Source organism: Pseudomonas sp. SDO52101_S400, from assembly GCF_054071635.1.
In genome coordinates this window covers 1-21,746 of the sequence record NZ_JBSVWF010000032.1, presented here as the reverse complement: position 1 = coordinate 21,746, position 21,746 = coordinate 1, and the positions used below count along the sequence as shown (strand labels likewise).

The following is a 21,746-nucleotide window of genomic DNA, read 5'->3' as shown; positions in this document are numbered from 1 at the left end:
TGGGAGCGGGTTTGCTCGCGAAGAGGCCCTTTCAGCCACTCAAACTTTCGAATCTACCAAGGCTTTCAATGCCGCTTTGCGCTCAGTCACCGGCAACTCACCCAACCTCTCCACCTCCGCATAAAACCTCAGCCAATCCCCACCGACCTGCCTGAACAAGGCAGCAAACGCCGGCACCCACTGGTCATACAGCCCGAACGGCAACAACCGCGCATTGTTCAGCGGCGCATTGACCCAGGCGTCGTAACGCTTGTCTCCGGCCCACTGGCTGTCGCGCATCAGCCGATAGTCCCGGCGAAACCGTTCGAATTCGTCGGCCTTGCGTTCGCGCATCTGCTCGACGGGCATCGGTTGTGTGTACAGCTTTTCCAGCCGGGCGCGGGTATCGAGGATCAGTTGAATGAACTGATCCCGGCGTTTGAGCTGAGCGTCGTTCTCTGGCGGCAGGCCACGAAACGCCCGCCACTGCCGGGTGCCTTCCTGCTCGACAAACGTGGCATAGGATTCGTTGAACTCGGTGTCGTCCTTCACATAGAAACGTTGGTGGCCCAGCTCATGAAAGATCAGCGTGGCCAACCGTTCGTCGCCCCAGCCCATCATCGAGTTGAGGATCGGGTCATTGAACCAGCCCAGGGTCGAATAGGCTTCGACGCCGCCAATCGACACATCCATGCCTTGCAGACGCTGGATCGCCGCCTCGCCCCGCGCTGCACTCTGGTTGTAGTAGCCGCGATAGGCCACGCAACCGGCAACCGGGAAGCAATGGTTCTGCGGGCTCAGGGAAAACTCCGGGGTGGCGAACACGTTCCACACCACGTACGGCCGATGGATATCGGCGTACAGGCGATAGCTCTGGTTATCCGGCAGGTGCAGGTGTTCGCTGGCGAAATCCCGGGCCTTCTGCGACTGGGCCAGGTGGGCACGCAGTGTGGCGTCCCGGCTCGGGTCGGCGATCACCTTGGCCACCGGCTCGCGAGCCCGCAGCAATTGCAACTGGCCGCTGGCCAACTGGCTGTAATAGCTGACGCTGGAACAACCGTTGAGCAGCAAAAGCAATGTGCTCGGAAACAAAACCCGCAAAACGCGATCAAGTAACCCAAGGCTTGGAAACGGCCTGATCACAATAAGAAATCCCCCGGAAAGTCTGATCGCAAGACTATCCCGCCCATTGGAGCTCCGCCATGCGCATGTTGATACTGACGGGAGGCCTGCTGACGCTGGCCGGTTGTGCCGGATTCGGAATGCCTTCGCCCGACCCCACTCAAGCCTGGATCGATCTGGATACCCGGCAACAGGACACGGCGCTGCAAGCGCTGGAAGTCGACAACAAGGCTGCCGTCGACAAACGCTACTTCGAGGTACAACCCGGCAGCCATGAGTTGACGGTGCGCTATCAGTTTCCGGTGGCGGCGACCAACATCGGCCCGGACGCCGAACCACTGTGGCGCGATTGCCAGCTGAACCTGAAATTCACCGACTTCAACGCCGGCCAGCGCTATCAGCTCCAGGCTGGCAACATCGGTTTCCGGCCGTGGGCCAAGCTCTATGACCAGCAGAAAAACGTAGTCGGCCAAGGTAAGCCGGCAGGCTGTCAGCGCACCTGATCGGCGTTATGCTGGATGCCCGAATTCACGGACATTCATCATGCGCAAGTCGATGCTGTTACTGGTTGCCGGCGTGCTCGCCGGTTGTCAGACGCCGATGCCACCGGTTGACCCCAACATGGCCTGGGTCGAGTTCTCGACGCCGACCCCGGGCGGAAAACTGCTGATGGCCGAGCGTCTCGACAAGCAGAGCTTGAATGACGGGCGTTTTTTCCAGGTAACGCCCGGCAGCCATGAGTTGCTGGTACGTTTCGATTTCGAGGCACCCGGTGGAGGAGCTGGCATGTTGAACGACCCTGTGGAGCGCCTGTGCTACCTGACCATCCGCTTCGACCATTTCGAAGCGGGTCAGCGTTACGTGCTGGAGGGTCGCTCCCTGATGTTTACGCCCAGCGCCCGGCTGTATAACGCCAAGCGGGAAATCGTCGCCGAGGATCGCGACACCTATTGCGCCATCTAGCCTGAATCAGCTGTCGTTCTTCTGGTAGATGATGGCTTTTGAACCGTTGTCGCAAGTGCCGACGACCATAGCGACGTCATGCTTTTCGGCTTCCTCTTTGGAGACTATCTCCAGGGTGTAGGAGGGCACGGCATTCGCCTGAATCTTGATTTCGATCTCTTTCTTGAGTTCTTCGCAATCTTTTGGCGCCGCGAAGGCCGACGTTGCCAGCACGCCACAGATAACCGCCAAAGCAAAACGTTTCATGGTTGAAGCTCCTGGGAGCAGCGCGCACGAAGATGCGCGAAAGCTGCTGTCATTTATTCGACCACATTTTTGCCTGGCGGGTTCTGATTCGGCTCAAGTCAATCAACTGACCAGCGACGCATCCAGGCTGATCTTCGCGTTCAGTACTTTCGACACCGGGCAACCTTCCTTGGCTTTGTTGCTCAGTTCTTCGAACTGCGCCTGGGTTGCACCGGGAATTTTCGCCTTGAGTATCAGCTTCACTGCAGTGATCGCGAAACCGCCGTCAACCTGATCGAGGGTGACTTCGGCCTGGGTGTCGATGCTTTCGGCCTTGAGCCCGGCATCACCGAGGATCATCGAGAACGCCATGGAGAAACAGCCGGCATGGGCGGCGCCGATCAGTTCTTCCGGGTTGGTGCCCTTGCCGCCCTCGAAGCGGGCCTTGAAGCCGTAAGGCGCTTCCCGCAGGACGCCGGTTTCGGTGGAGATCGAGCCGATGCCGGTTTTCAGGTCACCTTCCCAATGTGCGGATGCCTTCTTCACGATAGCCATGTGTGCCTCCTCAATTCGGCGCGAAACGCCGCGCCTTCAGGGTTTTTACTTGCAAGGCTTCTGAGGATAGACGCCGGAACAAAGTTCAGCTCATCTGAATCGTTGACTTTTTTAGTAGGAAATTTCGGATCGGCTATTGAAACTCGGGTATATGCCCTTATTGCACAGAACACGCTTATGAATTGGGCAGGTTTGCGTTCGCCAAGAACAAACCTGCGCCCTCAATCGGAGATGCAGGTTTATGAAGCAACTGTCCGACGTAAAGTTTTCCACCCTCGATCTGGTGCCGGTGCGCGAAAACGGCAGCCCGGCGCAGTCGCTGCGCAACTCGCTGGATCTGGCGCAGCATGTCGAGAAGTTCGGCTACACCCGATTCTGGGTCGCCGAGCACCACAACATGGACGGCATCGCCAGTTCCGCCACCTCTGTTTTGCTGGGCTATCTGGCCGGCGGCACGTCGACCATCCGTGTCGGTTCTGGTGGCGTGATGCTGCCCAACCACGCGCCGCTGGTGATTGCCGAGCAGTTCGGCACCCTTGAAAGCCTGTATCCGGGGCGGATCGACCTCGGCCTGGGCCGTGCGCCCGGCTCCGATCAGATGACTGCCCGAGCCCTGCGCCGTGAGCGCTCCGGCAGTGCCGACGACTTCCCGGAAGACGTGGCCGAACTGGCGCGGTTCCTCGGCCCGCGTACTCCGGATCAACGTGTGATCGCGATGCCGGGCACCGGCACCAACGTGCCGATCTGGTTGCTCGGCTCCAGCCTGTTCAGTGCGCAACTGGCCGGTGAGCGCGGTTTGCCTTACGCCTTTGCCTCGCATTTCGCACCGCGCTTCATGCACGAAGCGATTCGGGTCTACCGCAATCACTTCAAGCCCTCGGCGGTGCTCGATAAACCGTACGTGATGCTCGGCGTGCCGCTGGTGGCTGCCGACACCGACGAACAGGCCGATTACCTGGCAACCTCGGTGTACCAGCGAATCCTTGCGCTGATGCGTGGGCAAAGTCTGGTGCAGCGTCCTCCGGTGAAAACCATGGACGGCCTGTGGCTTCCACACGAGCGTGAGGCGGTGGGGGATTTCCTCGGTCTGGCGATGGTCGGCAGCCCGCAGAAAATCCGCGCGAAACTGGAAGTGCTGATCGAACAGACCCAGGCCGATGAGCTCATTTTTACCTGCGATCTGTACGAACATGCCGATCGCCTGCATTCCTACGAATTGCTGGCGCAGGTGATGAAGGGCTGAGTTCTGATAGTTCTGCACAAAGATAGCCGGGTACAAAAAAGCCGACGCATTGCGTCGGCTTTTGCATTTCAGGCGCGATCAACCGCGTTTGTAGACGATTTCCTTGGTGCCGCCCTCGCACTTGCCGACGACCTTGCCGCCCGCTGCTGCAGCTTTATCGACGATTTCCAGCGAATAACCGGAGACGTGTTTCGCGTCCAGTTTTGCCGCGATCTCGGCTTTCACTTCTTCGCAAGGCTTGCCGGCAGCAAACGCACCACCCGCAAGGCTCAACAAACCTACTGCCAACATGAACTTCTTCATCGGTCGCACTCCCTGGTCGGATTAAAAGAGGCGGACATCGAGTTCACTCGATGCGCTCACCCTGTAGCGCTTTGCCATTCCTATGGCACTCGGCCAGCGCGCAAGTTCAGAAGCGTAGCCCAAACTCAGCTGCTGGCAATCCTGAACCCGACTTTCAAAGTCACTTGAAAGTGGGCAGCCTTGCCGTCCTTGATGTGGCCGCGGGTATCGACCACTTCAAACCATTCCAGATGCTTGATGCTCTTGTTGGCCTCGGCCAACGCGTTGTTGATAGCGTCTTCGATGCTGCTGGTGGACGAACCGACCAGCTCGACTTTCTTGTAGGTGTGATGGTCACTCATGGCGATCTCCTTGGCGTGTGGATTTGAGCCTAGCAGCGATTTGCGCTGTTGATTTCGGTCGCCGGGAGAATCCGGAGTTCAGATTTTCTGCACTTTCCGGAACCCGTGAAGTCCCAAACAACACACGCCACTCATCACCAATGCAGGAGAGCCACCATGGCCAACACCTCGTTACGCAAAGCCTCGTTGCAAAGCATGGAAGCGGAGATCGAGAGTCTGCTCAAGTCGTTGGAAAGCCTGAAGGACGACGCTTCAGACGAGTCGCGCAAGACCCTCAAGGCGCTCAAGGGCAACGCCGAAAGCGCGCTGAAACATTCGCGCAGCCTGCTCAGCGATGCCTACGAAGAAGTCAAAGTCAAAACCCGCGAGACCGGGATCGCCACCCGTGACTACGCGCAGGAACATCCGTGGACGACCGCCGGTGTGGCGGTCGGTGCGCTGGGTCTGCTGGCCGCTTATTTGCTGTTCAAGCGCGGCGAGTGATCCGCCTGGCGCAGCTCGTACTTGAGCCACTGCGCCAATTGCCGGGCGCGCCCGTCTGCGGCGCGCTTGGGTAGCCACAACGCCAGTTGCGCCGGGGTTTCGCAAAAACCCCATGGCGCGACCAGGCGTCCGGCCTTCAAGTCTTCGGCGACCAATGGTTCCGGAGCAATCGCTACGCCCAATCCTGCTACGGCAGCCTCCAGCAAGTAATACAAATGCTCAAAACCTTGTCCCAGCTTCAATGCCTTGGCATCGAGGCCGCTTTGCTGCGCCCAGCTCGGCCAGGCTTGTGGGCGAGAGGTCGTGTGCAGTAACGGCTCGACAAGCAAGGCAGTGGGTGGTGCCGATTGCAGTTGTTGATAGCCGCTGAACAGCGGGCTCATGACCGGGCCGATACGCTCGCTGGCCAGCTCATAGACTTGCATGTCGGCCGGCCATGGCGGTTCGGCGAACAGTAGCAATGCATCCAGCCCCGGGCGGCGCGGGTCGAGATCTCCTTCACCGGCGGACAGGTGCAGTCGCAAATCCGGCAGATCGGCATTCAGTCGGCCCAGTCGTGGGATGAACCAGCGCGCCAGCAGACTGCCGGAGCAACCGAGCACGAACGGAGCGTCAACGGTGCTTTGAGTCAGTTCGGCGCAGACGCTGCGCAAGCGGTCGAACGCCTCGCCGCTGGCATCGCGCAGGCGGATGCCGGCATCTGTGAGTTTCAGGCCGCGACCGTCCTTGACGAAAAGACTGACGCCGAGGTGCTCTTCCAGCACTTTGAGCTGGCGGCTGACCGCGCCGTGGGTGACGTGCAGTTGCTCGGCAGCCTGGCTGACGCTGTTCAGGCGGGCGGTGGCTTCGAATGCACGCAGGGCGTTCAGCGGGGGAAGGTCATGGCTCATGATATCTGTGAGTTTTCCTGACAGGTTGTGGCGATCTTATCGGTTTTCAGCCTGCAAGGTCAGGGGTAGAGTGAACGCCATTGTCTTCTCGTGAAATCCGCTGGAGCGAACCATGACCCAGACTTCGAACACCTCCGATCTGCGTAACGGCCCTGACGCCAACGGCCTGTTTGGCTCGTTCGGCGGCCGTTACGTAGCAGAAACCCTGATGCCGTTGATCCTCGATCTGGCCCGCGAATACGAAGCGGCCAAGGAAGATCCGGCGTTCAAAGAGGAATTGGCCTACTTCCAGCGTGACTACGTCGGACGTCCGAGCCCGCTGTATTTCGCCGAGCGTCTTACCGAGTTCTGCGGCGGCGCCAAGATCTACCTCAAGCGCGAAGAGCTGAACCACACCGGCGCGCACAAGATCAACAACTGCATCGGCCAGATCCTGCTGGCGCGGCGCATGGGCAAGAAACGCATCATCGCCGAGACCGGCGCCGGCATGCACGGCGTGGCCACCGCTACCGTGGCTGCGCGTTTTGGTCTGGACTGCGTGATCTACATGGGCACCACAGACATCGAGCGTCAGCAGGCCAACGTGTTCCGCATGAAGCTGCTGGGCGCCGAAGTGATCCCGGTGGTCGCCGGCACCGGCACCCTGAAAGACGCGATGAACGAAGCGCTGCGTGACTGGGTGACCAACGTCGACAGCACCTTCTACCTGATTGGCACCGTGGCCGGCCCGCATCCTTATCCAGCAATGGTCCGTGACTTCCAGGCGGTGATCGGCAAGGAAACCCGCGAGCAGCTGCAAGCTCAGGAAGGTCGCCTGCCGGACAGCCTGGTGGCGTGCATCGGCGGCGGTTCCAACGCCATGGGCCTGTTCCACCCGTTCCTTGATGACAAGAGCGTGGAAATCATCGGCGTCGAAGCCGCCGGTTACGGCATCAAAACCGGCAAACACGCGGCCAGCCTCAACGGCGGCGTACCGGGTGTGCTGCACGGCAACCGTACCTTCCTGCTGCAGGACGACGATGGCCAGATCATCGACGCCCACTCGATTTCCGCCGGTCTCGACTACCCGGGCATCGGCCCGGAGCACGCCTGGTTGCATGACATCGGCCGTGTCCAGTACACCTCGGTGACGGACGACGAAGCCCTCGCTGCGTTCCACCAGTGCTGCCGCCTCGAAGGCATCATCCCGGCACTGGAAAGCGCCCATGCCCTGGCTGAAGTATTCAAACGCGCACCTAAGCTGCCGAAGGATCACCTGATGGTGGTCAACTTGTCCGGTCGCGGCGACAAAGACATGCAGACCGTCATGCACCACATGGAAACTTCCAAGCAGGAGAAACACTGATGAGCCGCCTGCAAACCCGCTTTGCCGAACTCAAAGAACAGAACCGCGCCGCGTTGGTGACCTTCGTTACCGCCGGTGATCCGGATTACGACACTTCGCTGGCGATCCTCAAGGGGCTGCCGAGAGCTGGTGCCGACGTGATCGAACTGGGCATGCCGTTCACCGACCCGATGGCCGACGGCCCGGCGATCCAGTTGGCGAACATCCGTGCCTTGGGCGCCAAACAGAACCTGATCAAAACCCTGCAAATGGTCCGCGAGTTCCGCAAGGACAACAGCGACACGCCGCTGGTGCTGATGGGTTACTTCAACCCGATCCACAAGTTCGGCGTCGAGCGTTTCATCGCCGAAGCCAAAGAAGCCGGCGTTGACGGCCTGATCGTGGTCGACATGCCGCCGGAGCACAACTCGGAGCTGTGCGACCCGGCCCAGGCTGCAGGCATCGACTTCATCCGCCTGACCACGCCAACTACCGATGACGCACGTTTGCCGAAAGTACTGAACGGCAGCTCCGGTTTCGTTTACTACGTGTCGGTTGCCGGTGTGACCGGTGCCGGTGCGGCGACTCTGGAACATGTCGAGGAAGCCGTGGCGCGTCTGCGTCGTCATACCGACCTGCCGATCAGCATCGGTTTCGGTATCCGTACACCGGAACAGGCTGCGTCCATCGCGCGTCTGGCCGATGGTGTGGTGGTGGGCTCGGCCCTGATCGATCACATCGCCAACGCGACCACGCCGGATCAAGCCATCGATGGCGTGCTGAGCCTGTGTTCGGCACTGTCCGAAGGCGTGCGTAAGGCCCGCGTCAGCTGAAGGTAAAGTTCCTGATACAGAGGAATTAGCACCTCGCGGTACAGACTAATCAAGCAAGACCGAGGGATTCAGAACCACGTTCTGGGTCCCTTTTTGCTGTTAGTGCAGTGAGGAAAACCCATGAAAATGCCGAAACGTCTGATTGCCAGTCTGGGCGTGCTGATGATCAGCGCGACGCCGCTGCTGGCCAGCGCCGACCCACGCGACGATCACGACCACGGCGGCCCGCAACAGGGTCATTACGACAATCGCGGTGACGATCACCATGATTGGCAAAGCAGCCATCGTGGCGGCCCGCCACCGCGTGACTTCGGGCCAGTGCGTCAGGTGATCCGTGACAACCACGGCTATTTCGTTCGCGGTGCGCCGCCACCTCCTGGTATTCGCCTGGAACGCGGCCGGCCGTTGCCACACGGTTATTACGGTGAGCGGCTGGATCCCCGGGCGCTGGGGCGTTTGCCGGTGTATCCGGGTTATGAGTGGCGTCGGGCCGGTGGCGATATCGTGTTGATCGCAGTCGGTACCGGGATCGTCTACGAAGTGCTGGACGGCGTTCTGTACTGATTTGCAGGCAATAAAAAAGACCGCAGCCCGTTATAGGCTGCGGTCTTTTGTTTTCAGGGCAGCTCCAGGCCGCCCGAGGCTTTGTGCAGTTTGCGTAAATGCTCGCCAATTTGTTTCACGTTGGCCTCGTTGGCCGCAATTTCTGCCGCTCGCTTGGGCTCCAACAGCGCACGCACTTCCTTGTCCAGATCGCCGCTCAGCACCAGCAGCTGTTTCTGGCGCTGACTGCTTTCGGCTTCCAGTCGGCTGAATTCGCTCGGTTGCGGCAGGCCGTAACCACGAGAATCGAGCAGTTCCGCCGGGCGACTGAGGAAGCCGCTGTTGGCGAGGATTTGCTGCAAGGTTGCGTTGGCCTTGTCCATGCCGCCGTTTTCCAGCTCCCGGGCACCGAGGTAGCGTTGCTTGACCTCATCCTGGGCCAGCAGCAACTGGCGACGGAAACTGGCCTGTTCCAACAGCAGCAACGCAGCGCTGGTGCGCAGGTCAGCGCGTTCGAACCATGGCCGCCGCTCTTCGGCAGACAGCGACAGCCATTCTTCGACGCTGGTCTGCTTGATCGGCAATTGTTTCTTCAGCACATCAAACATTGCCTGATAGCGATCTCGGAACGAGTCGAAGCGGTAACCCAGACGCAACGCCTCTTTGGGGTTGTCCAGCACGCTGGTATCCGCCAGTCCTCGGCCCTTGAGAACTTCCAGCAAGCCGTTGGGCATGATGCTGTCGAGGCCGGTGAGCTGCGCATTGTTGCTGCCGCTACGCAGCAGCTTCAGGCTCTCCACCGCGCAGTTGTTGGACAGGAAAAAGTAGTTGCCGTCGTAGCTCCAGTGCATCTCGGCGGCGTGTTCGACCACGTCTTCGATCTCGCTGCGCGACAGGTTCAGCGGCACCGAGGCGAGGCTGCGCAGTTCGGTCTTGGTGTATTCGTCGATCACCTGCGCCAACGGCAGGACGAACAGACGCGAAGGGTACTTGCCGACCAGGCCGTCCCAGCTCGACAGCTGCACATCACCGACAAATGCGCGGTAGGACAGCACCAGATGCTGGTCCAGATCCAGCCGGCAGTCCGGCCCGCGTGGCCGGCCCGGGGCGCAGATCACCAGGCGCAGCATGCTGTGCCCCCAGCGGCTGACCCAGTTCTGGTTTGCTTCGGCCAGCAGGTAATCGATGGCGTAGACCCGTTCCGGGTCAACCTGCCCCAGTGGCTGTTTGGCAAAGTCGTTGCCGGCATTGAGGAAGGCGAAGGATTTGGCGCAGGTTTCCTTTTCCGGCGGCGCCCAGCCGAAGTGTTCCTTGTAATAGCGGTACAGCGCGGGCCGGCGGCAGGCGTAGCTCGGGTCGAGGAGGAAGTACTCCATGTTGACCGCGACGAACTCCTTCGGGCTGGAGATCTCGTACAGGTCCGGGCTGCGGGCGATCTGGCGGTTGTGCTGTTCACGTTCGCCACGGCGGCCGACGTATTGCTGCCAGCCGGCAAGGTCGAGCAGGCGCGGATCATCGCTGAGAGTGAAACGCCGGTCATTCTGGCCACGGCATTCATCCGGCAGGCCGACCAGCCCGGCGCTGTTGTTGCGGCGCGTGCAGCGCTGGATCAGCGTGCGTTCGGCGGTCGGCCACAGGCGTGCGCGATCGTAAATATGAGTGATTTCGTGCAGCACCGTGGCCAGCAGTTCCTGACGCACAGTGCCGTGGGGGCGATTGGTTTTTTGTTTGGCTGCGCTGCCGTCGGTGAGCCCGGCGAGCAGTTTGCGGTTCAGATCCAGCTCGGAGACCAGCGTCGCCTGGCCATAGGCGTTGGCGGGCATGTCGTCGGTCCAGCCGACATCGATGCGTCGATCCAGGCGCTCGATGAAGCTGGGCGGCAGTTTCTGCATCGCTTCATCGAGCAGCGCCTGGCTGGCCTGTTGTTGGGCGGGGCTCAGGCCGTCGGTCTTGAGCCGCAGTTGCAGGCTGGCGTGAGCGTTGCTGCCGATCAGCAGCAACGCCCCGGCCAGCAGCCAGGCGCTGAGAGACTTCACAATGCGAGGATGGCTTCGGCGAGAACCTGATCACTGGCGTCGCGGGCTTCCGGCACGCGGGTGCGCAAGGTATTGAGGGCGGCTTCCAGGTGCGCGCCACGGATATCACCGTTGCTGGCGACGAAGCTGGCGGCGTCGTCGTGGGCTTCGCGGATAATTTTCGAATCGCGGATCGAAGTGGTGGTGTCGGAAGTGAAATCGATGGTGCGCTGGGAAGCACGAACGATGATGTTACTGGTGGCTACCAGGGTGTGCGCCTGGGCCATATCGGCCAACAACAGCAGGCCAAGGGCGGCAGCAATCAGCGGGCTACGCATGGAACGACTCCGAAGGGGACAAGAATAACTATTGGACGAGAATTGCCTGTGCCAGTTCAAGGTCGCTTACATGAAGTTTTGGCCGGGATTTGCGCAGGTAATGCAGTGCGGATTCCAGCTGAGCGCCTCGCAACTGGCCGTCGCTGGCAACGAATGCCGCGGCATCGTCGTGGGCGGCAAGCAGCAGTTTACGGTCGAAAGGCGCGGAAGACACCATGCTGGTGGCATAGCCGCTGACAACGGTGTTTTGCGTCGAGACGTCAAAGGCATCGACCGAAGTCGCCCAGCAGACAGTGATCAGAACAGAAGGGATGAGCAGATTTTGATGAAAACGCATGGGTCTCAGGAGCTGTTAGCGAGCCCCAAGGCTAGCGCAATGCCCGTTCTAGAGCCAGCGGCGAAACATCGGGACATGACTGGCATGTCCCCCGATGCGGCGATCGCTTAGATCGTCAGGATGGCCTGGGCCAGCTGTGCGTCGGTCGCGTTCAGTTGTGGTGCCTTGTTACGGATATGGTCCAGGGCGCTTTCCAGTTTCACGCCACGGATTTCACCTTGGCTGGCAACGAAGCTGGCAGCGTCGTCACGGGCTGCGAGGACGATCTTGTCGTCACGGAAGGATGAAGTGACGTCGGAAGTGGCATCGGAAGAGGACTTAAGTGCGCCGACGACCGCGTCGGTGGTGACGATGAAACTGGTAGCGCTGGCATTGGCAGCTACGGCCAGCAGGGCGGCAGCGCTGAGCAGGCGAAGACGGGACATGGTGTAACTCCTCTGGAAATATCGTATTGAGAGGTGGCTTGGTGTCTGAGGAGTCAGACGCCAGTCGCACGGCATTCGCCACGTTCTGCCCGGATATTAGGCCTGTGCGCGAAGTTCGCACAGTGGGCAGAATGCTGGCGCCAGAAGGGTTTCTCCAGTTCGTTCTGCAGGTCAGTGTGACTGGTACCCAGATCGGCGAGATCCCGCTCATCGAGTTGAGCCAGCAGGCGCCGTGTCCTGGCGCGCTCCAGGCCGTGCCAGAAACCTCTGAATAGCCTTCGTAGATGACAGAGGCGAGGAGAGTGTTCGACCGTGACTGCTGAAATATCCTGTATGTGATTCATGACGTCTTCCTTATGTCAGTGGAGGCGGAAGGTCATGTTGAGGGCGAATGCCGTAAGCACGGCAGATACACTCCGGCAAAACTGTACTGGTTATGTTTTAGATAAATTAAAACTGTACATGTCTTAGATACAGGCATCTTTACCGGGTGTTTTCCGGACCCGAAACGACAAGACCCGTCGCGGTTTCCCGCGACGGGTCTTGTTTGTTCAATTCGGGTTGCTGGCGGTGGGTCTAACGACCAGAGCCAGCGACGCTACTTAGCGCCAGAACGGCTTGCTCAGCTCTTCGTAGCGTTGAGCTTCGCTGATACCGGCGTCAGCCAGCAGACGCGAATCCAGACGAGCCAACTGGTGGCGGCTGGAGATGCGGCGCTGCCACAACATCAGGTTGGCGATAACGCGAAGAGGCAGGGAAGCCTGGGTTTTTGCAGCTTTGTCTTCGAAGAACAGTTCGGAACTGAGTGTACGTTCCATGGTTGACATCCTTCCGCTTGTGGCGGGATCAGGTAGTGGTTTAACTGGTGCCCATGATCCTCTCGTTTGGCCAGACTCTCTAGATACAGTTCACTTGTATTGTGAGTGACCAGTTAACTGTTTATAGGGGGTGTACGGGTCAAAATTGCGCAAACTGTACCTGTCCGCTCCTATTTGGTGCATTTTTACCCAGCTAGACGATTTTGGTGGGTAAAAGCTGAAGGAAAAGACCGGTACAGCAGTACAGTTTTTGACGATATCGGAAGTTTTTAAAATCCCGCTGACGAAACTGTGTTTGCGCCAGCGGAATATCTGTGCGGATCACGCCTTCAGCATGCGCCCGGTTTCTTCCAGATTGATGTGCCAGCTCAGGGCATCGCGCAGGATGTGCGGGGTGTGGCCGCCGATGGCGCAGGCCGCCGTGAAGTAATTGTTCAGCGCCTGGCGGTAATCCGGGTGCACACAGTTATCGATGATGACCCGGGCGCGTTCCCGTGGCGCAAGGCCGCGCAGGTCGGCGAGACCCACCTCGGTTACCAGGATGTCGACGTCATGCTCGGTGTGGTCGACGTGGCTGACCATCGGCACCACGCTGGAAATCGCGCCGCCCTTGGCGATCGACTTGGTCACGAACACCGCCAGGTGCGCGTTGCGCGCGAAGTCACCCGAACCGCCAATGCCGTTCATCATTCGCGTACCGCAGACGTGGGTGGAGTTGACGTTGCCATAAATGTCGAATTCAAGAGCCGTGTTAATGCCGATGATGCCCAGACGCCGAACCACTTCCGGGTGGTTCGAGATTTCTTGCGGGCGCAGCACCAGCTTGTCCTTGTACTTCTCCAGATTGCCGAACACGTCGCTGTTGCGCCGCTCCGACAGGGTGATCGAGCTGCCCGAGGCAAAGCTCAGCTTGCCGGCATCGATCAGGTCGAAGGTCGAGTCCTGCAGCACTTCGGAGTACATGGTCAGATCTTCGAACGGCGAGTCGATCAACCCACACATCACCGCGTTGGCAATGTTGCCGATCCCGGCCTGCAACGGGCCGAGCTTGTTGGTCATGCGTCCGGCATCGACTTCCTGTTTGAGGAAGGTGATCAAGTGATCAGCGATGGCTTTGGTGTCGACATCAGGTGCCGAGACGGTGGAAGGCGAATCCGACTGCTGGGTAATGACGATGGCGACGATCTTCTCCGGCGGGATCGGGATCGCGGTACTGCCGATACGATCGTCGACTTTTACCAGCGGGATGGGTGTGCGGGTCGGGCGATAGGTCGGGATATAGATGTCATGCAGACCTTCGAGGTTGGCGTTGTGCGCCAGGTTGATCTCGACGATCACGTGCTTGGCAAAAATCGCGAAGCTCGCCGAGTTGCCTACCGAAGTGGTCGGCACGATGTGGCCTTGTTCGGTGATGGCCACGGCTTCGATCACTGCAATGTCCGGCAGCTTCAGTTGCTGGTTGCGCAGTTGCTCCACGGTTTCCGACAGGTGCTGGTCGATGAACATCACTTCGCCGGCGTTGATCGCCTTGCGCAAGGTGCTGTCGACCTGGAACGGCATGCGCCGGGACAGCACGCCGGCCTCGGTCAGTTGCTTGTCGAGGTCGTTGCCCAGGCTGGCACCGGTCATCAGGCTGATCTTCAGCGGCGTGACCTTGGCTCGCTCCGCCAGCGCATGGGGCACGGCCTTGGCTTCGCCGGCGCGAGTGAAGCCGCTCATGCCGACGGTCATGCCGTCCTCAATCAGCGCAGCGGCGTCGGCGGCGCTCATCACTTTATCCAACAACGAAGGCAGGCGAATACGGTCACGGTACATGGATTATTTTCTCGGGCAGCGAGTAGCAGGATGCGCAGTCTAGTGAATTTCGCGGGCGCCTGTCCCGCTACCAAGGTCGCAAACGAGGCGTCTATTTAGCGGGTTTCAAGTAAAACACCGTTACCGGATCTGCAACAACGCGGCATATTGTCCAACGCTTTGCGCAAACAAAAACGCCCCGACAAGTCGGGGCGTTCTGCATTACCTGCGAGGGTTACTCGACCGCTTTGACCATGTCTTCGATAACTTTCTTCGCGTCGCCGAACACCATCATGGTCTTGTCCAGATAGAACAGTTCGTTGTCCAGACCGGCATAGCCGCTAGCCATCGAGCGCTTGTTGACGATGATGGTCTTGGCCTTGAACGCTTCGAGGATCGGCATGCCGGCAATCGGCGATTTCGGATCGTTCTTGGCGGCCGGGTTGACCACGTCGTTGGCGCCGAGCACCAGTACCACGTCGGCCTGACCGAACTCGGAGTTGATGTCTTCCATTTCGAAGACCTGGTCGTACGGCACTTCGGCCTCCGCCAGCAGCACGTTCATGTGACCAGGCATCCGACCGGCCACCGGGTGGATCGCGTACTTCACCGTCACGCCACGATGGGTCAGCTTCTCGGTCAACTCTTTCAGCGCATGTTGCGCACGGGCCACCGCCAGACCATAGCCAGGCACGATGATCACGGTGTCGGCGTTGGTCAGCAGGAAGGTCGCGTCGTCAGCCGAACCGGATTTCACCGGACGCGCTTCCTTCGCACCGGCCGGGCCTGCATCCGCTGTATTGCCGAAACCGCCGAGCAGTACATTAAAGAAGGAACGATTCATCGCCTTGCACATGATGTACGAGAGGATCGCACCGCTTGAACCCACCAGGGAACCTGCAATGATCAGCATCGAGTTGTTCAGCGAGAAGCCGATACCCGCCGCTGCCCAGCCGGAATAACTGTTGAGCATCGACACTACAACCGGCATGTCGGCGCCGCCGATCGGGATGATGATCAGCACGCCCATGACGAACGCCAGGGCCAGCATCAATGCGAACGCGGCGAGGTTGCCGGTGAGCATGAAGGTCACACCCAGTACCAGAGTTGCCAGACCCAGCACCGCGTTCAGCTTGTGCTGACCGGAGAACTGTACCGGTGCACCCTGGAACAGGCGGAACTTGTACTTGCCCGACAGCTTGCCAAACGCGATCACCGAACCGGAGAAGGTGATTGCACCAATCGCCGCGCCGAGGAACAGCTCCAGACGGTTGCCCGCCGGGATCGAGTCGCCGAGTTGCTTGACGATGCCCAGCGATTGCGGCTCAACCACGGCAGCGATGGCGATGAACACCGCTGCCAGGCCGATCATGCTGTGCATGAAGGCGACCAGTTCCGGCATCTTGGTCATTTCAACGCGTTTGGCCATGATCGAACCAGCAGTGCCGCCGATCAGCAGGCCGACAATCACGTAGCCGATGCCGGCAGTCGCCAGTTCTGCACCGAGCTTATAAATGAGGCCGATGGTGGTGAGGATCGCCAACGCCATGCCGAGCATGCCGAACAGGTTGCCGCGGCGTGACGTGGTCGGGTGCGAAAGGCCTTTGAGGGCCTGGATGAAGCAGATCGACGCGATCAGGTAGAGCGTCGTGACGAGATTCATGCTCATTACTTCGGCGCCTCTTCTTTTACTTTCGGGGCTTTCTTCTTGAACATCTCAAGCATGCGGCGGGTCACCAGGAAGCCACCGAACACGTTTACCGCGGCCAGCGCCACGGCGAGGGTGCCCATGGTCTTGCCCAGCGGCGTGACGGTCAGTGCGGCCGCAATCATGGCGCCGACGATCACGATTGCCGAAATGGCGTTGGTCACCGCCATCAGCGGCGTGTGCAGCGCAGGCGTAACGTTCCAGACCACGTGGTAACCGACATAAATTGCCAGCACGAAGATGATCAGGTTGTAGATACCGGGGGAGATAAGCTCTTCCATCGTCTGAATCCCTGCTTAGGCGTTTTTGCGGATGACTTGGCCGTCGCGGCACATCAGGCACGCGGCGACGATGTCGTCTTCGAGGTTCACTTCGAACTGGCCTTCTTTGGTGAATACCAGCTTCAGGAAGTCCAGCAGGTTGCGTGCGTACAGTGCTGAAGCATCTGCAGCGACTTCACCGGCGAGGTTGGTCGGGCCGACGATGGTCACCCCGTTCTCGATCACAACCTGATCGGCCACGGTCAGCGGGCAGTTGCCACCCTGGGCTGCAGCGAGGTCGATGACCACCGAGCCGGGTTTCATCTGCGCCACGGTGTCCGCGCTGAGCAGTGTCGGAGCCTTGCGGCCCGGGATCAGAGCGGTGGTGATGACGATGTCAGCCTGCTTGGCGCGCTCGTGCACGGCCTGGGCCTGACGCTGCATCCAGCTCGCCGGCATCGGGCGTGCGTAACCGCCGACGCCGACTGCGCATTCGCGTTCTTCATCGGTCTCGTAAGGCACGTCGACGAATTTGGCGCCGAGGGACTCGATCTGTTCCTTCACGGCCGGACGTACGTCAGACGCTTCGATGACGGCACCCAGACGTTTCGCCGTGGCAATTGCCTGCAACCCGGCCACACCGGCACCAAGAATCAGCACGCGTGCCGCTTTCACGGTGCCCGCAGCGGTCATCAGCATCGGCATGAAGCGCGGATAGTAGTGAGCGGCCAGCAGCACGGCTTTATAGCCGGCAATGTTCGCCTGGGACGACAGTACGTCGAGGCTCTGGGCCCGGGAGGTGCGTGGCGCTGCTTCCAGGGCGAACGCGGTAATCCCGCACTCGGCCATCTTGGCGATGGTGTCGTTGTTGAACGGGTTGAGCATGCCCACCAGCACCGTCCCGCGCTTGATCAGCGTCAGTTCGGCATCGTTTGGCGCGACCACTTTGAGAATCAGCTCGGCGCCAAACGCGTCATTGGCACTGCCAATGGTTGCGCCTGCCGCTTCATAGGCACTGTCGACAACGCTGGCTTTAACGCCGGCGCCGGTTTGCACAGTGACCTTATGACCTTGGCTGATCAGCTTTTTAATGGTTTCCGGGGTTGCAGCAACCCGTGTTTCACCGGTCTGGGTTTCGAGAGGAACACCAATGTGCACGTCAAATCTCCTGCGTGATCTTATTGAGTAAACCCATGCACTACGGATGGTGCGACTGGGGCGGCCGATCAGCACGATCCCGCCAAATCAGGGCGGGGCGCGGCATTTTGCAGGCGAAGTTTATGCCCTTCAAGGGATTATGACGGGTGACGGAAAATTAACTACAAGTCATCCCGTGACCGAATGTCGCAGATGGCCAGTTGAATCCCTTGCAGGCCGTGCCTTTCAAGGAGTCTGGATGAATTTGAAGAATTTTCTCATCGGTGACGTGAATAGGTCGCAATGAGTCGCGAATGAGGGCGCAAAGCCACGTCGTCAGGCGCTTGTGGGACGTCTGTACGACTTTCGGATACAGTCTGTCTATTTGCGACAAATAGTTATATCTGTAGGGCTTTGATTTTCCTGACTACGGGGTTAGCAATCGCTGAAACCCTTTAGCCTTCTAGGTTGTAGCTCTGTGCCTGGTTCACTAACCAGTCGCGAAAAGCCTTGAGTGACGCGGATTCGACCTTTCGCTCCGGAATCATCAGGTAATACGCCTTGATGCTGGAGAGCGCGTTCGGGTTGGCAATGACCAGGCGTTTCTCGGCCAGTTCGCGCTGAATCAGGAACGGTGGGATCAGCGCGATGCCCATGTCGTGCATGGCGGCTTGGGCCAGCATGGAGAATAGCTCGTAACGCGGACCTGTCATGTCGCGGGGGATGTTCAGGTGTTGCGAGTTGAACCACTGTCGCCAGGCATAAGGGCGAGTGGTTTGCTGGAGCAGAGACAGTTCGGCGATTTCATCGGGTGTCAGGTGCGTCTTGTTGCCGAGCAGGGCAGGGCTACATACCGGCATCGGATTCTCGCCCATCAGCCTGTGGGATTCGGTACCGGACCAATCGGCATCACCGAAATAGATGGCGGCATCGAAGTCAGTGTCGGCGAACAGGAAGGGGAGGGTGCGGTTCGTCAGGTTGACGGTCACTTCTGGATGTTTGAGTTGGAAGTCCTTCAGCCTTGGCAACAGCCATTGCGTGCCGAAGGTGGGCACCACGGCGAGCTCGATCACATTCGCGCCCTGCTGGCCCATCACTGACAGAGTGTCTCTTTCCACGGCGTCAAGCTGGGTGGCGACACGTCGGCTGTAGGAAAGGCCAGCTTCCGTAAGCTTCACTCCGCGCCGTGAGCGCCGGAATAGTTCGACACTGAGGAAGTCTTCAAGGCTGGCGATCTGCCGGCAAATCGCGCCTTGAGTGAGGGAAAGTTCTTCGGCGGCCTTGGTAAAACTCTCGTGGCGGGCGGCGGCCTCGAAGCTGATCAGGGCGGTGGTGCTGGGTATCTTGCGGCGCATGTACGTCAACCTCACTAATACATCGCTCTATCGGCAATTCGCGACGTTTCGGAGTGAGAAATTAGCACAACAGGATGCGAAATCCTCGTTTGCCGGGGCGGCGGAGCGGGCCTAGGATCAATGCCACGTTAATTCACCCGATTTGCGAGGACTCACTCATGGGCGGTAAAGCTAGCTTCAACTGGATCGATCCACTGCTGCTGGATCAACAGCTGACTGAAGAAGAACGCATGATTCGCGACACTGCCGAGCAATTCGCCCAGCAAAGTCTCGCGCCGCGCGTTCTCGAAGCCTTCCGTCATGAGAAGACTGACCCGGCGATCTTTCGTGAGATGGGTGAGGTCGGGCTGTTGGGCGCAACCATCCCCGAGCAGTACGGTGGCAGCGGTCTCAACTATGTCAGCTACGGTCTGATTGCTCGTGAAGTCGAGCGCGTTGACTCTGGCTACCGCTCGATGATGAGCGTGCAGTCTTCGCTGGTGATGGTGCCGATCAACGAATTCGGTACTGAAGCGCAGAAACAGAAGTATCTGCCGAAACTGGCTTCCGGCGAATGGATCGGCTGCTTCGGTCTGACCGAACCGAACCACGGTTCCGACCCGGGCGCGATGATTACTCGTGCGCGCAAAGTAGAAGGCGGTTACAGCCTGACCGGCGCAAAGATGTGGATCACCAACAGCCCGATCGCCGATGTGTTCGTGGTCTGGGCCAAAGACGATGCCGGCGACATCCGTGGCTTCGTTCTGGAGAAGGGCTGGAAAGGCCTGAGCGCTCCGGCGATTCACGGCAAGGTCGGCCTGCGAGCTTCGATCACCGGTGAAATCGTCATGGACAATGTGTTCGTACCGGAAGAGAACATCTTCCCGGACGTGCGTGGTCTGAAAGGTCCGTTCACCTGCCTCAACTCTGCGCGTTACGGTATCTCCTGGGGTGCGCTGGGCGCCGCTGAGTTCTGCTGGCATACCGCTCGCCAGTACACCCTGGACCGTCAACAGTTCGGTCGTCCGCTGGCCGCCACTCAGTTGATCCAGAAGAAGCTGGCTGACATGCAGACCGAGATCACTCTGGCGCTGCAAGGCTGCCTGCGTCTGGGTCGCATGAAGGACGAAGGCACCGCTGCGGTTGAAATCACTTCGATCATGAAGCGCAACTCTTGCGGCAAGTCTCTGGATATCGCTCGCATGGCACGTGACATGTTGGGCGGTAACGGGATCTCCGATGAGTTCGGGGTGGCCCGTCACCTGGTCAACCTTGAAGTGGTGAATACCTATGAAGGTACTCATGACGTTCACGCGCTGATTCTCGGTCGTGCGCAGACCGGCCTGCAGGCGTTCTATTAACAGGAGAACGACCATGGGCGCGTTGTCGCATCTGCGGGTACTGGATTTATCGCGAGTGCTGGCCGGTCCGTGGGCTGGTCAGATCCTTGCCGACCTTGGGGCGGAAGTGATCAAGGTCGAGCGCCCGGGCAATGGTGACGATACTCGCGCCTGGGGGCCGCCCTTCCTGAAAGACGCTTACGGCGAGAACACCAGCGAGGCGGCTTATTACCTGTCGGCGAATCGCAACAAGCAATCGGTGACGATCGACTTCACGCGTCCCGAAGGTCAGAAGCTTGTACGGGAGCTGGCTGCCAAGTCGGACATCCTGATCGAGAACTTCAAGGTTGGAGGGCTGGCGGCTTATGGTCTGGACTACGAATCGTTGAAGGCGATCAATCCGGATCTGATCTACTGCTCGATCACTGGTTTTGGCCAGACCGGGCCGTATGCCAAGCGCGCGGGTTATGACTTCATGATTCAGGGGCTTGGCGGGCTGATGAGCCTCACCGGGCGACCTGAGGGTGATGACGGTGCCGGGCCGGTGAAAGTGGGTGTGGCGCTCACGGATATCCTCACGGGGCTTTATTCGACCGTGGCGATCCTGGCGGCGCTGGCTCATCGTGATCACGATGGCGGTGGGCAGCACATTGATATGGCGTTGCTGGATGTGCAGGTGGCATGTCTGGCTAACCAGGCGATGAACTACCTGACGACAGGCAATGCGCCAAAGCGGTTGGGGAATGCACATCCGAATATTGTGCCGTACCAGGATTTTCCTACGGCTGATGGTGACTTCATCCTTACCGTGGGCAATGACGGGCAGTTCCGCAAATTTGCCGAAGTGGCCGGACAGCCACAGTGGGCAGACGATCCGCGTTTCGCTACTAATAAGATGCGGGTTGCGAATCGGGCGGTGTTGATTCCACTGATCCGCCAGGCGACGGTCTTCAAGACGACCGCCGAGTGGGTGGCTCAGCTGGAGCAGGCGGGTGTGCCGTGCGGGCCGATCAATGATCTGTCGCAGGTGTTCGAGGATCCGCAGGTGAAGTCTCGTGGGTTGGCGATTGAGTTGCCTCATGCACTGGCGGGGATGGTGCCGCAGGTGGCCAGTCCGATTCGGTTGTCTCGGACGCCTGTTGAGTATCGTCGTGCGCCTCCTTTGTTGGGCGAGCATACGCTGGAGGTTTTGCAGCGGGTGCTGGGTCTGGGTGCTGGGGCGGTGGCTGCGATGAAAGAGGATGGGGTGCTCTGAAGGTTCTCTCTATATAGAAGGGGTATTGAGTCCTTCTTCTATATAGAGGGTCTTGAGCGTTTTTTGGTCTATCTGCAAGTTATTGAAAGAAACCCAAATTAAGGGTTGACGGCAGATTCTGAGTCTCTATAATTCGCCCCACTTCCGGCGCAGTTGAAACGGAAAACTCCTTGAGATTCAA

General features: G+C 59.5%; 26 protein-coding genes. 9 read left to right on the top strand and 17 right to left on the bottom strand.

The features are described from left to right. Positions 1 to 39: 39 nt before the first annotated feature. Positions 40 to 1,122 (bottom strand): aminopeptidase, encoded by a 1,083-nt coding sequence (locus ACW9HX_RS17200; RefSeq protein ID WP_457381507.1) that lies wholly within the window; start codon positions 1,120 to 1,122, stop codon positions 40 to 42. Between the two features lie 59 nt (positions 1,123 to 1,181). On the opposite strand from ACW9HX_RS17200, the gene ACW9HX_RS17195 reads away from it, so the two are divergent. Continuing rightward, complete coding sequence (locus ACW9HX_RS17195) at positions 1,182 to 1,604, top strand: PA0061/PA0062 family lipoprotein (RefSeq protein WP_457381506.1); 423 nt, start codon at positions 1,182 to 1,184, stop codon at positions 1,602 to 1,604. Positions 1,605 to 1,644: 40 nt separating this feature from the next. After that, on the top strand, positions 1,645 to 2,064 hold the full coding sequence (locus ACW9HX_RS17190; RefSeq protein WP_408987647.1) for a PA0061/PA0062 family lipoprotein: 420 nt from the start codon (positions 1,645 to 1,647) through the stop codon (positions 2,062 to 2,064). Between the two features lie 6 nt (positions 2,065 to 2,070). Here the strand turns inward: ACW9HX_RS17190 and ACW9HX_RS17185 are convergent, their stop codons facing one another. Next, the gene (locus tag ACW9HX_RS17185) at positions 2,071 to 2,310 is read right to left on the bottom strand and encodes a DUF1161 domain-containing protein (RefSeq protein WP_457381505.1); all 240 of its coding nucleotides are present in this window, start codon (positions 2,308 to 2,310) and stop codon (positions 2,071 to 2,073) included. A gap of 102 nt (positions 2,311 to 2,412) precedes the next feature. Beyond that, a complete protein-coding gene (locus ACW9HX_RS17180; RefSeq protein WP_065260634.1) occupies positions 2,413 to 2,844 on the bottom strand; it encodes an OsmC family protein in 432 nt (143 codons plus the stop codon). Positions 2,845 to 3,085: 241 nt separating this feature from the next. Between ACW9HX_RS17180 and ACW9HX_RS17175 the strand changes: the two genes are divergently transcribed. Continuing rightward, positions 3,086 to 4,087 carry an LLM class flavin-dependent oxidoreductase gene (locus ACW9HX_RS17175; RefSeq protein WP_039764807.1) on the top strand — a complete coding sequence of 334 codons (1,002 nt, stop codon included), beginning with the start codon at positions 3,086 to 3,088 and terminating at the stop codon, positions 4,085 to 4,087. Between the two features lie 78 nt (positions 4,088 to 4,165). Here ACW9HX_RS17175 and ACW9HX_RS17170 read toward each other — a convergent pair whose 3' ends face one another. Both ACW9HX_RS17170 and ACW9HX_RS17165 read right to left on the bottom strand, forming a co-directional pair. Continuing rightward, on the bottom strand, positions 4,166 to 4,390 hold the full coding sequence (locus ACW9HX_RS17170; RefSeq protein WP_457381504.1) for a DUF1161 domain-containing protein: 225 nt from the start codon (positions 4,388 to 4,390) through the stop codon (positions 4,166 to 4,168). Between the two features lie 125 nt (positions 4,391 to 4,515). Further along, positions 4,516 to 4,731 (bottom strand): dodecin, encoded by a 216-nt coding sequence (locus tag ACW9HX_RS17165; RefSeq protein ID WP_003220389.1) that lies wholly within the window; start codon positions 4,729 to 4,731, stop codon positions 4,516 to 4,518. Positions 4,732 to 4,887: 156 nt separating this feature from the next. Between ACW9HX_RS17165 and ACW9HX_RS17160 the strand changes: the two genes are divergently transcribed. After that, a complete protein-coding gene (locus ACW9HX_RS17160) occupies positions 4,888 to 5,214 on the top strand; it encodes a DUF883 family protein (RefSeq protein ID WP_007953918.1) in 327 nt (108 codons plus the stop codon). Here ACW9HX_RS17160 and ACW9HX_RS17155 read toward each other — a convergent pair. After that, entirely contained in the window at positions 5,187 to 6,104 is a 918-nt protein-coding gene (locus ACW9HX_RS17155; protein WP_457381503.1) for a LysR family transcriptional regulator, read from the bottom strand. The two genes, ACW9HX_RS17160 and ACW9HX_RS17155, sit on opposite strands and share 28 nt — an antisense overlap. Before the next feature lie 112 nt (positions 6,105 to 6,216). Between ACW9HX_RS17155 and trpB the strand changes: the two genes are divergently transcribed. From trpB to ACW9HX_RS17140, 3 genes are all read left to right on the top strand, one after another. Then, positions 6,217 to 7,449 carry a tryptophan synthase subunit beta gene (gene trpB, locus ACW9HX_RS17150; RefSeq protein ID WP_457381502.1) on the top strand — a complete coding sequence of 411 codons (1,233 nt, stop codon included), beginning with the start codon at positions 6,217 to 6,219 and terminating at the stop codon, positions 7,447 to 7,449. Continuing rightward, positions 7,449 to 8,261: a tryptophan synthase subunit alpha gene (gene trpA, locus ACW9HX_RS17145; RefSeq protein ID WP_457381501.1), complete on the top strand. Its 813-nt coding sequence runs from the start codon at positions 7,449 to 7,451 to the stop codon at positions 8,259 to 8,261. Before trpB ends, trpA begins: the two co-directional genes overlap by 1 nt. A gap of 120 nt (positions 8,262 to 8,381) precedes the next feature. Continuing rightward, positions 8,382 to 8,825 (top strand): anti-virulence regulator CigR family protein, encoded by a 444-nt coding sequence (locus ACW9HX_RS17140; protein WP_457381500.1) that lies wholly within the window; start codon positions 8,382 to 8,384, stop codon positions 8,823 to 8,825. A gap of 53 nt (positions 8,826 to 8,878) precedes the next feature. On the opposite strand, the gene ACW9HX_RS17135 is transcribed toward ACW9HX_RS17140, so the two are convergent. The 11 genes from ACW9HX_RS17135 to ACW9HX_RS17085 form a co-directional block, all read right to left on the bottom strand. Then, positions 8,879 to 10,840, bottom strand: coding sequence for a DUF7844 domain-containing protein (locus tag ACW9HX_RS17135; protein ID WP_457381499.1), 1,962 nt, complete (start codon positions 10,838 to 10,840; stop codon positions 8,879 to 8,881). Then, positions 10,837 to 11,157, bottom strand: a complete 321-nt coding sequence (locus tag ACW9HX_RS17130; protein WP_065260625.1) for a DUF2388 domain-containing protein — start codon at positions 11,155 to 11,157, stop codon at positions 10,837 to 10,839. Before ACW9HX_RS17130 ends, ACW9HX_RS17135 begins: the two co-directional genes overlap by 4 nt. 28 nt (positions 11,158 to 11,185) lie before the next feature. Then, entirely contained in the window at positions 11,186 to 11,494 is a 309-nt protein-coding gene (locus ACW9HX_RS17125; protein ID WP_457381498.1) for a DUF2388 domain-containing protein, read from the bottom strand. A 107-nt stretch (positions 11,495 to 11,601) separates the two neighbouring features. Beyond that, positions 11,602 to 11,919, bottom strand: a complete 318-nt coding sequence (locus ACW9HX_RS17120) for a DUF2388 domain-containing protein (RefSeq protein ID WP_457381497.1) — start codon at positions 11,917 to 11,919, stop codon at positions 11,602 to 11,604. Between the two features lie 53 nt (positions 11,920 to 11,972). Then, positions 11,973 to 12,263, bottom strand: coding sequence for a DUF1127 domain-containing protein (locus ACW9HX_RS17115; RefSeq protein WP_457381496.1), 291 nt, complete (start codon positions 12,261 to 12,263; stop codon positions 11,973 to 11,975). A gap of 258 nt (positions 12,264 to 12,521) precedes the next feature. Next, the gene (locus tag ACW9HX_RS17110; RefSeq protein WP_003220409.1) at positions 12,522 to 12,737 is read right to left on the bottom strand and encodes a DUF1127 domain-containing protein; all 216 of its coding nucleotides are present in this window, start codon (positions 12,735 to 12,737) and stop codon (positions 12,522 to 12,524) included. 321 nt (positions 12,738 to 13,058) lie between these two features. Continuing rightward, positions 13,059 to 14,552: an acetyl-CoA hydrolase/transferase family protein gene (locus ACW9HX_RS17105; RefSeq protein WP_457381495.1), complete on the bottom strand. Its 1,494-nt coding sequence runs from the start codon at positions 14,550 to 14,552 to the stop codon at positions 13,059 to 13,061. Positions 14,553 to 14,766: 214 nt separating this feature from the next. Beyond that, positions 14,767 to 16,200: an NAD(P)(+) transhydrogenase (Re/Si-specific) subunit beta gene (locus ACW9HX_RS17100; protein WP_086794131.1), complete on the bottom strand. Its 1,434-nt coding sequence runs from the start codon at positions 16,198 to 16,200 to the stop codon at positions 14,767 to 14,769. After that, entirely contained in the window at positions 16,200 to 16,520 is a 321-nt protein-coding gene (locus tag ACW9HX_RS17095; protein ID WP_457381494.1) for an NAD(P) transhydrogenase subunit alpha, read from the bottom strand. The genes ACW9HX_RS17100 and ACW9HX_RS17095 overlap by 1 nt, the downstream gene beginning before the upstream one ends. 15 nt (positions 16,521 to 16,535) lie before the next feature. After that, positions 16,536 to 17,657, bottom strand: coding sequence for a Re/Si-specific NAD(P)(+) transhydrogenase subunit alpha (locus tag ACW9HX_RS17090; RefSeq protein WP_457381493.1), 1,122 nt, complete (start codon positions 17,655 to 17,657; stop codon positions 16,536 to 16,538). A 434-nt stretch (positions 17,658 to 18,091) separates the two neighbouring features. Next, a complete protein-coding gene (locus ACW9HX_RS17085) occupies positions 18,092 to 18,991 on the bottom strand; it encodes a LysR family transcriptional regulator (RefSeq protein ID WP_457381492.1) in 900 nt (299 codons plus the stop codon). 158 nt (positions 18,992 to 19,149) lie between these two features. On the opposite strand from ACW9HX_RS17085, the gene ACW9HX_RS17080 reads away from it, so the two are divergent. Both ACW9HX_RS17080 and ACW9HX_RS17075 read left to right on the top strand, forming a co-directional pair. Then, positions 19,150 to 20,331 carry an acyl-CoA dehydrogenase gene (locus tag ACW9HX_RS17080; RefSeq protein ID WP_085712999.1) on the top strand — a complete coding sequence of 394 codons (1,182 nt, stop codon included), beginning with the start codon at positions 19,150 to 19,152 and terminating at the stop codon, positions 20,329 to 20,331. 13 nt (positions 20,332 to 20,344) lie between these two features. Further along, positions 20,345 to 21,565, top strand: coding sequence for a CaiB/BaiF CoA transferase family protein (locus ACW9HX_RS17075; RefSeq protein ID WP_457381491.1), 1,221 nt, complete (start codon positions 20,345 to 20,347; stop codon positions 21,563 to 21,565). The last annotated feature ends 181 nt before the right edge of the window (positions 21,566 to 21,746 follow it).

Excerpts from the sequence above, each read along its gene's own strand:
- ACW9HX_RS17195 (WP_457381506.1), top strand. The coding sequence starts at position 1,182 with ATGCGCATGTTGATACTGACGGGAGGCCTGCTGACGCTGGCCGGTTGT.
- ACW9HX_RS17190 (WP_408987647.1), top strand. The coding sequence starts at position 1,645 with ATGCGCAAGTCGATGCTGTTACTGGTTGCCGGCGTGCTCGCCGGTTGT.
- ACW9HX_RS17185 (WP_457381505.1), bottom strand. The coding sequence starts at position 2,310 with ATGAAACGTTTTGCTTTGGCGGTTATCTGTGGCGTGCTGGCAACGTCG.
- ACW9HX_RS17180 (WP_065260634.1), bottom strand. The coding sequence starts at position 2,844 with ATGGCTATCGTGAAGAAGGCATCCGCACATTGGGAAGGTGACCTGAAA.
- ACW9HX_RS17175 (WP_039764807.1), top strand. The coding sequence starts at position 3,086 with ATGAAGCAACTGTCCGACGTAAAGTTTTCCACCCTCGATCTGGTGCCG.
- ACW9HX_RS17170 (WP_457381504.1), bottom strand. The coding sequence starts at position 4,390 with ATGAAGAAGTTCATGTTGGCAGTAGGTTTGTTGAGCCTTGCGGGTGGT.
- ACW9HX_RS17165 (WP_003220389.1), bottom strand. The coding sequence starts at position 4,731 with ATGAGTGACCATCACACCTACAAGAAAGTCGAGCTGGTCGGTTCGTCC.
- ACW9HX_RS17160 (WP_007953918.1), top strand. The coding sequence starts at position 4,888 with ATGGCCAACACCTCGTTACGCAAAGCCTCGTTGCAAAGCATGGAAGCG.
- ACW9HX_RS17155 (WP_457381503.1), bottom strand. The coding sequence starts at position 6,104 with ATGAGCCATGACCTTCCCCCGCTGAACGCCCTGCGTGCATTCGAAGCC.
- trpB (WP_457381502.1), top strand. The coding sequence starts at position 6,217 with ATGACCCAGACTTCGAACACCTCCGATCTGCGTAACGGCCCTGACGCC.
- trpA (WP_457381501.1), top strand. The coding sequence starts at position 7,449 with ATGAGCCGCCTGCAAACCCGCTTTGCCGAACTCAAAGAACAGAACCGC.
- ACW9HX_RS17140 (WP_457381500.1), top strand. The coding sequence starts at position 8,382 with ATGAAAATGCCGAAACGTCTGATTGCCAGTCTGGGCGTGCTGATGATC.
- ACW9HX_RS17130 (WP_065260625.1), bottom strand. The coding sequence starts at position 11,157 with ATGCGTAGCCCGCTGATTGCTGCCGCCCTTGGCCTGCTGTTGTTGGCC.
- ACW9HX_RS17125 (WP_457381498.1), bottom strand. The coding sequence starts at position 11,494 with ATGCGTTTTCATCAAAATCTGCTCATCCCTTCTGTTCTGATCACTGTC.
- ACW9HX_RS17120 (WP_457381497.1), bottom strand. The coding sequence starts at position 11,919 with ATGTCCCGTCTTCGCCTGCTCAGCGCTGCCGCCCTGCTGGCCGTAGCT.
- ACW9HX_RS17115 (WP_457381496.1), bottom strand. The coding sequence starts at position 12,263 with ATGAATCACATACAGGATATTTCAGCAGTCACGGTCGAACACTCTCCT.
- ACW9HX_RS17110 (WP_003220409.1), bottom strand. The coding sequence starts at position 12,737 with ATGGAACGTACACTCAGTTCCGAACTGTTCTTCGAAGACAAAGCTGCA.
- ACW9HX_RS17105 (WP_457381495.1), bottom strand. The coding sequence starts at position 14,552 with ATGTACCGTGACCGTATTCGCCTGCCTTCGTTGTTGGATAAAGTGATG.
- ACW9HX_RS17100 (WP_086794131.1), bottom strand. The coding sequence starts at position 16,200 with ATGAGCATGAATCTCGTCACGACGCTCTACCTGATCGCGTCGATCTGC.
- ACW9HX_RS17095 (WP_457381494.1), bottom strand. The coding sequence starts at position 16,520 with ATGGAAGAGCTTATCTCCCCCGGTATCTACAACCTGATCATCTTCGTG.
- ACW9HX_RS17085 (WP_457381492.1), bottom strand. The coding sequence starts at position 18,991 with ATGCGCCGCAAGATACCCAGCACCACCGCCCTGATCAGCTTCGAGGCC.
- ACW9HX_RS17080 (WP_085712999.1), top strand. The coding sequence starts at position 19,150 with ATGGGCGGTAAAGCTAGCTTCAACTGGATCGATCCACTGCTGCTGGAT.
- ACW9HX_RS17075 (WP_457381491.1), top strand. The coding sequence starts at position 20,345 with ATGGGCGCGTTGTCGCATCTGCGGGTACTGGATTTATCGCGAGTGCTG.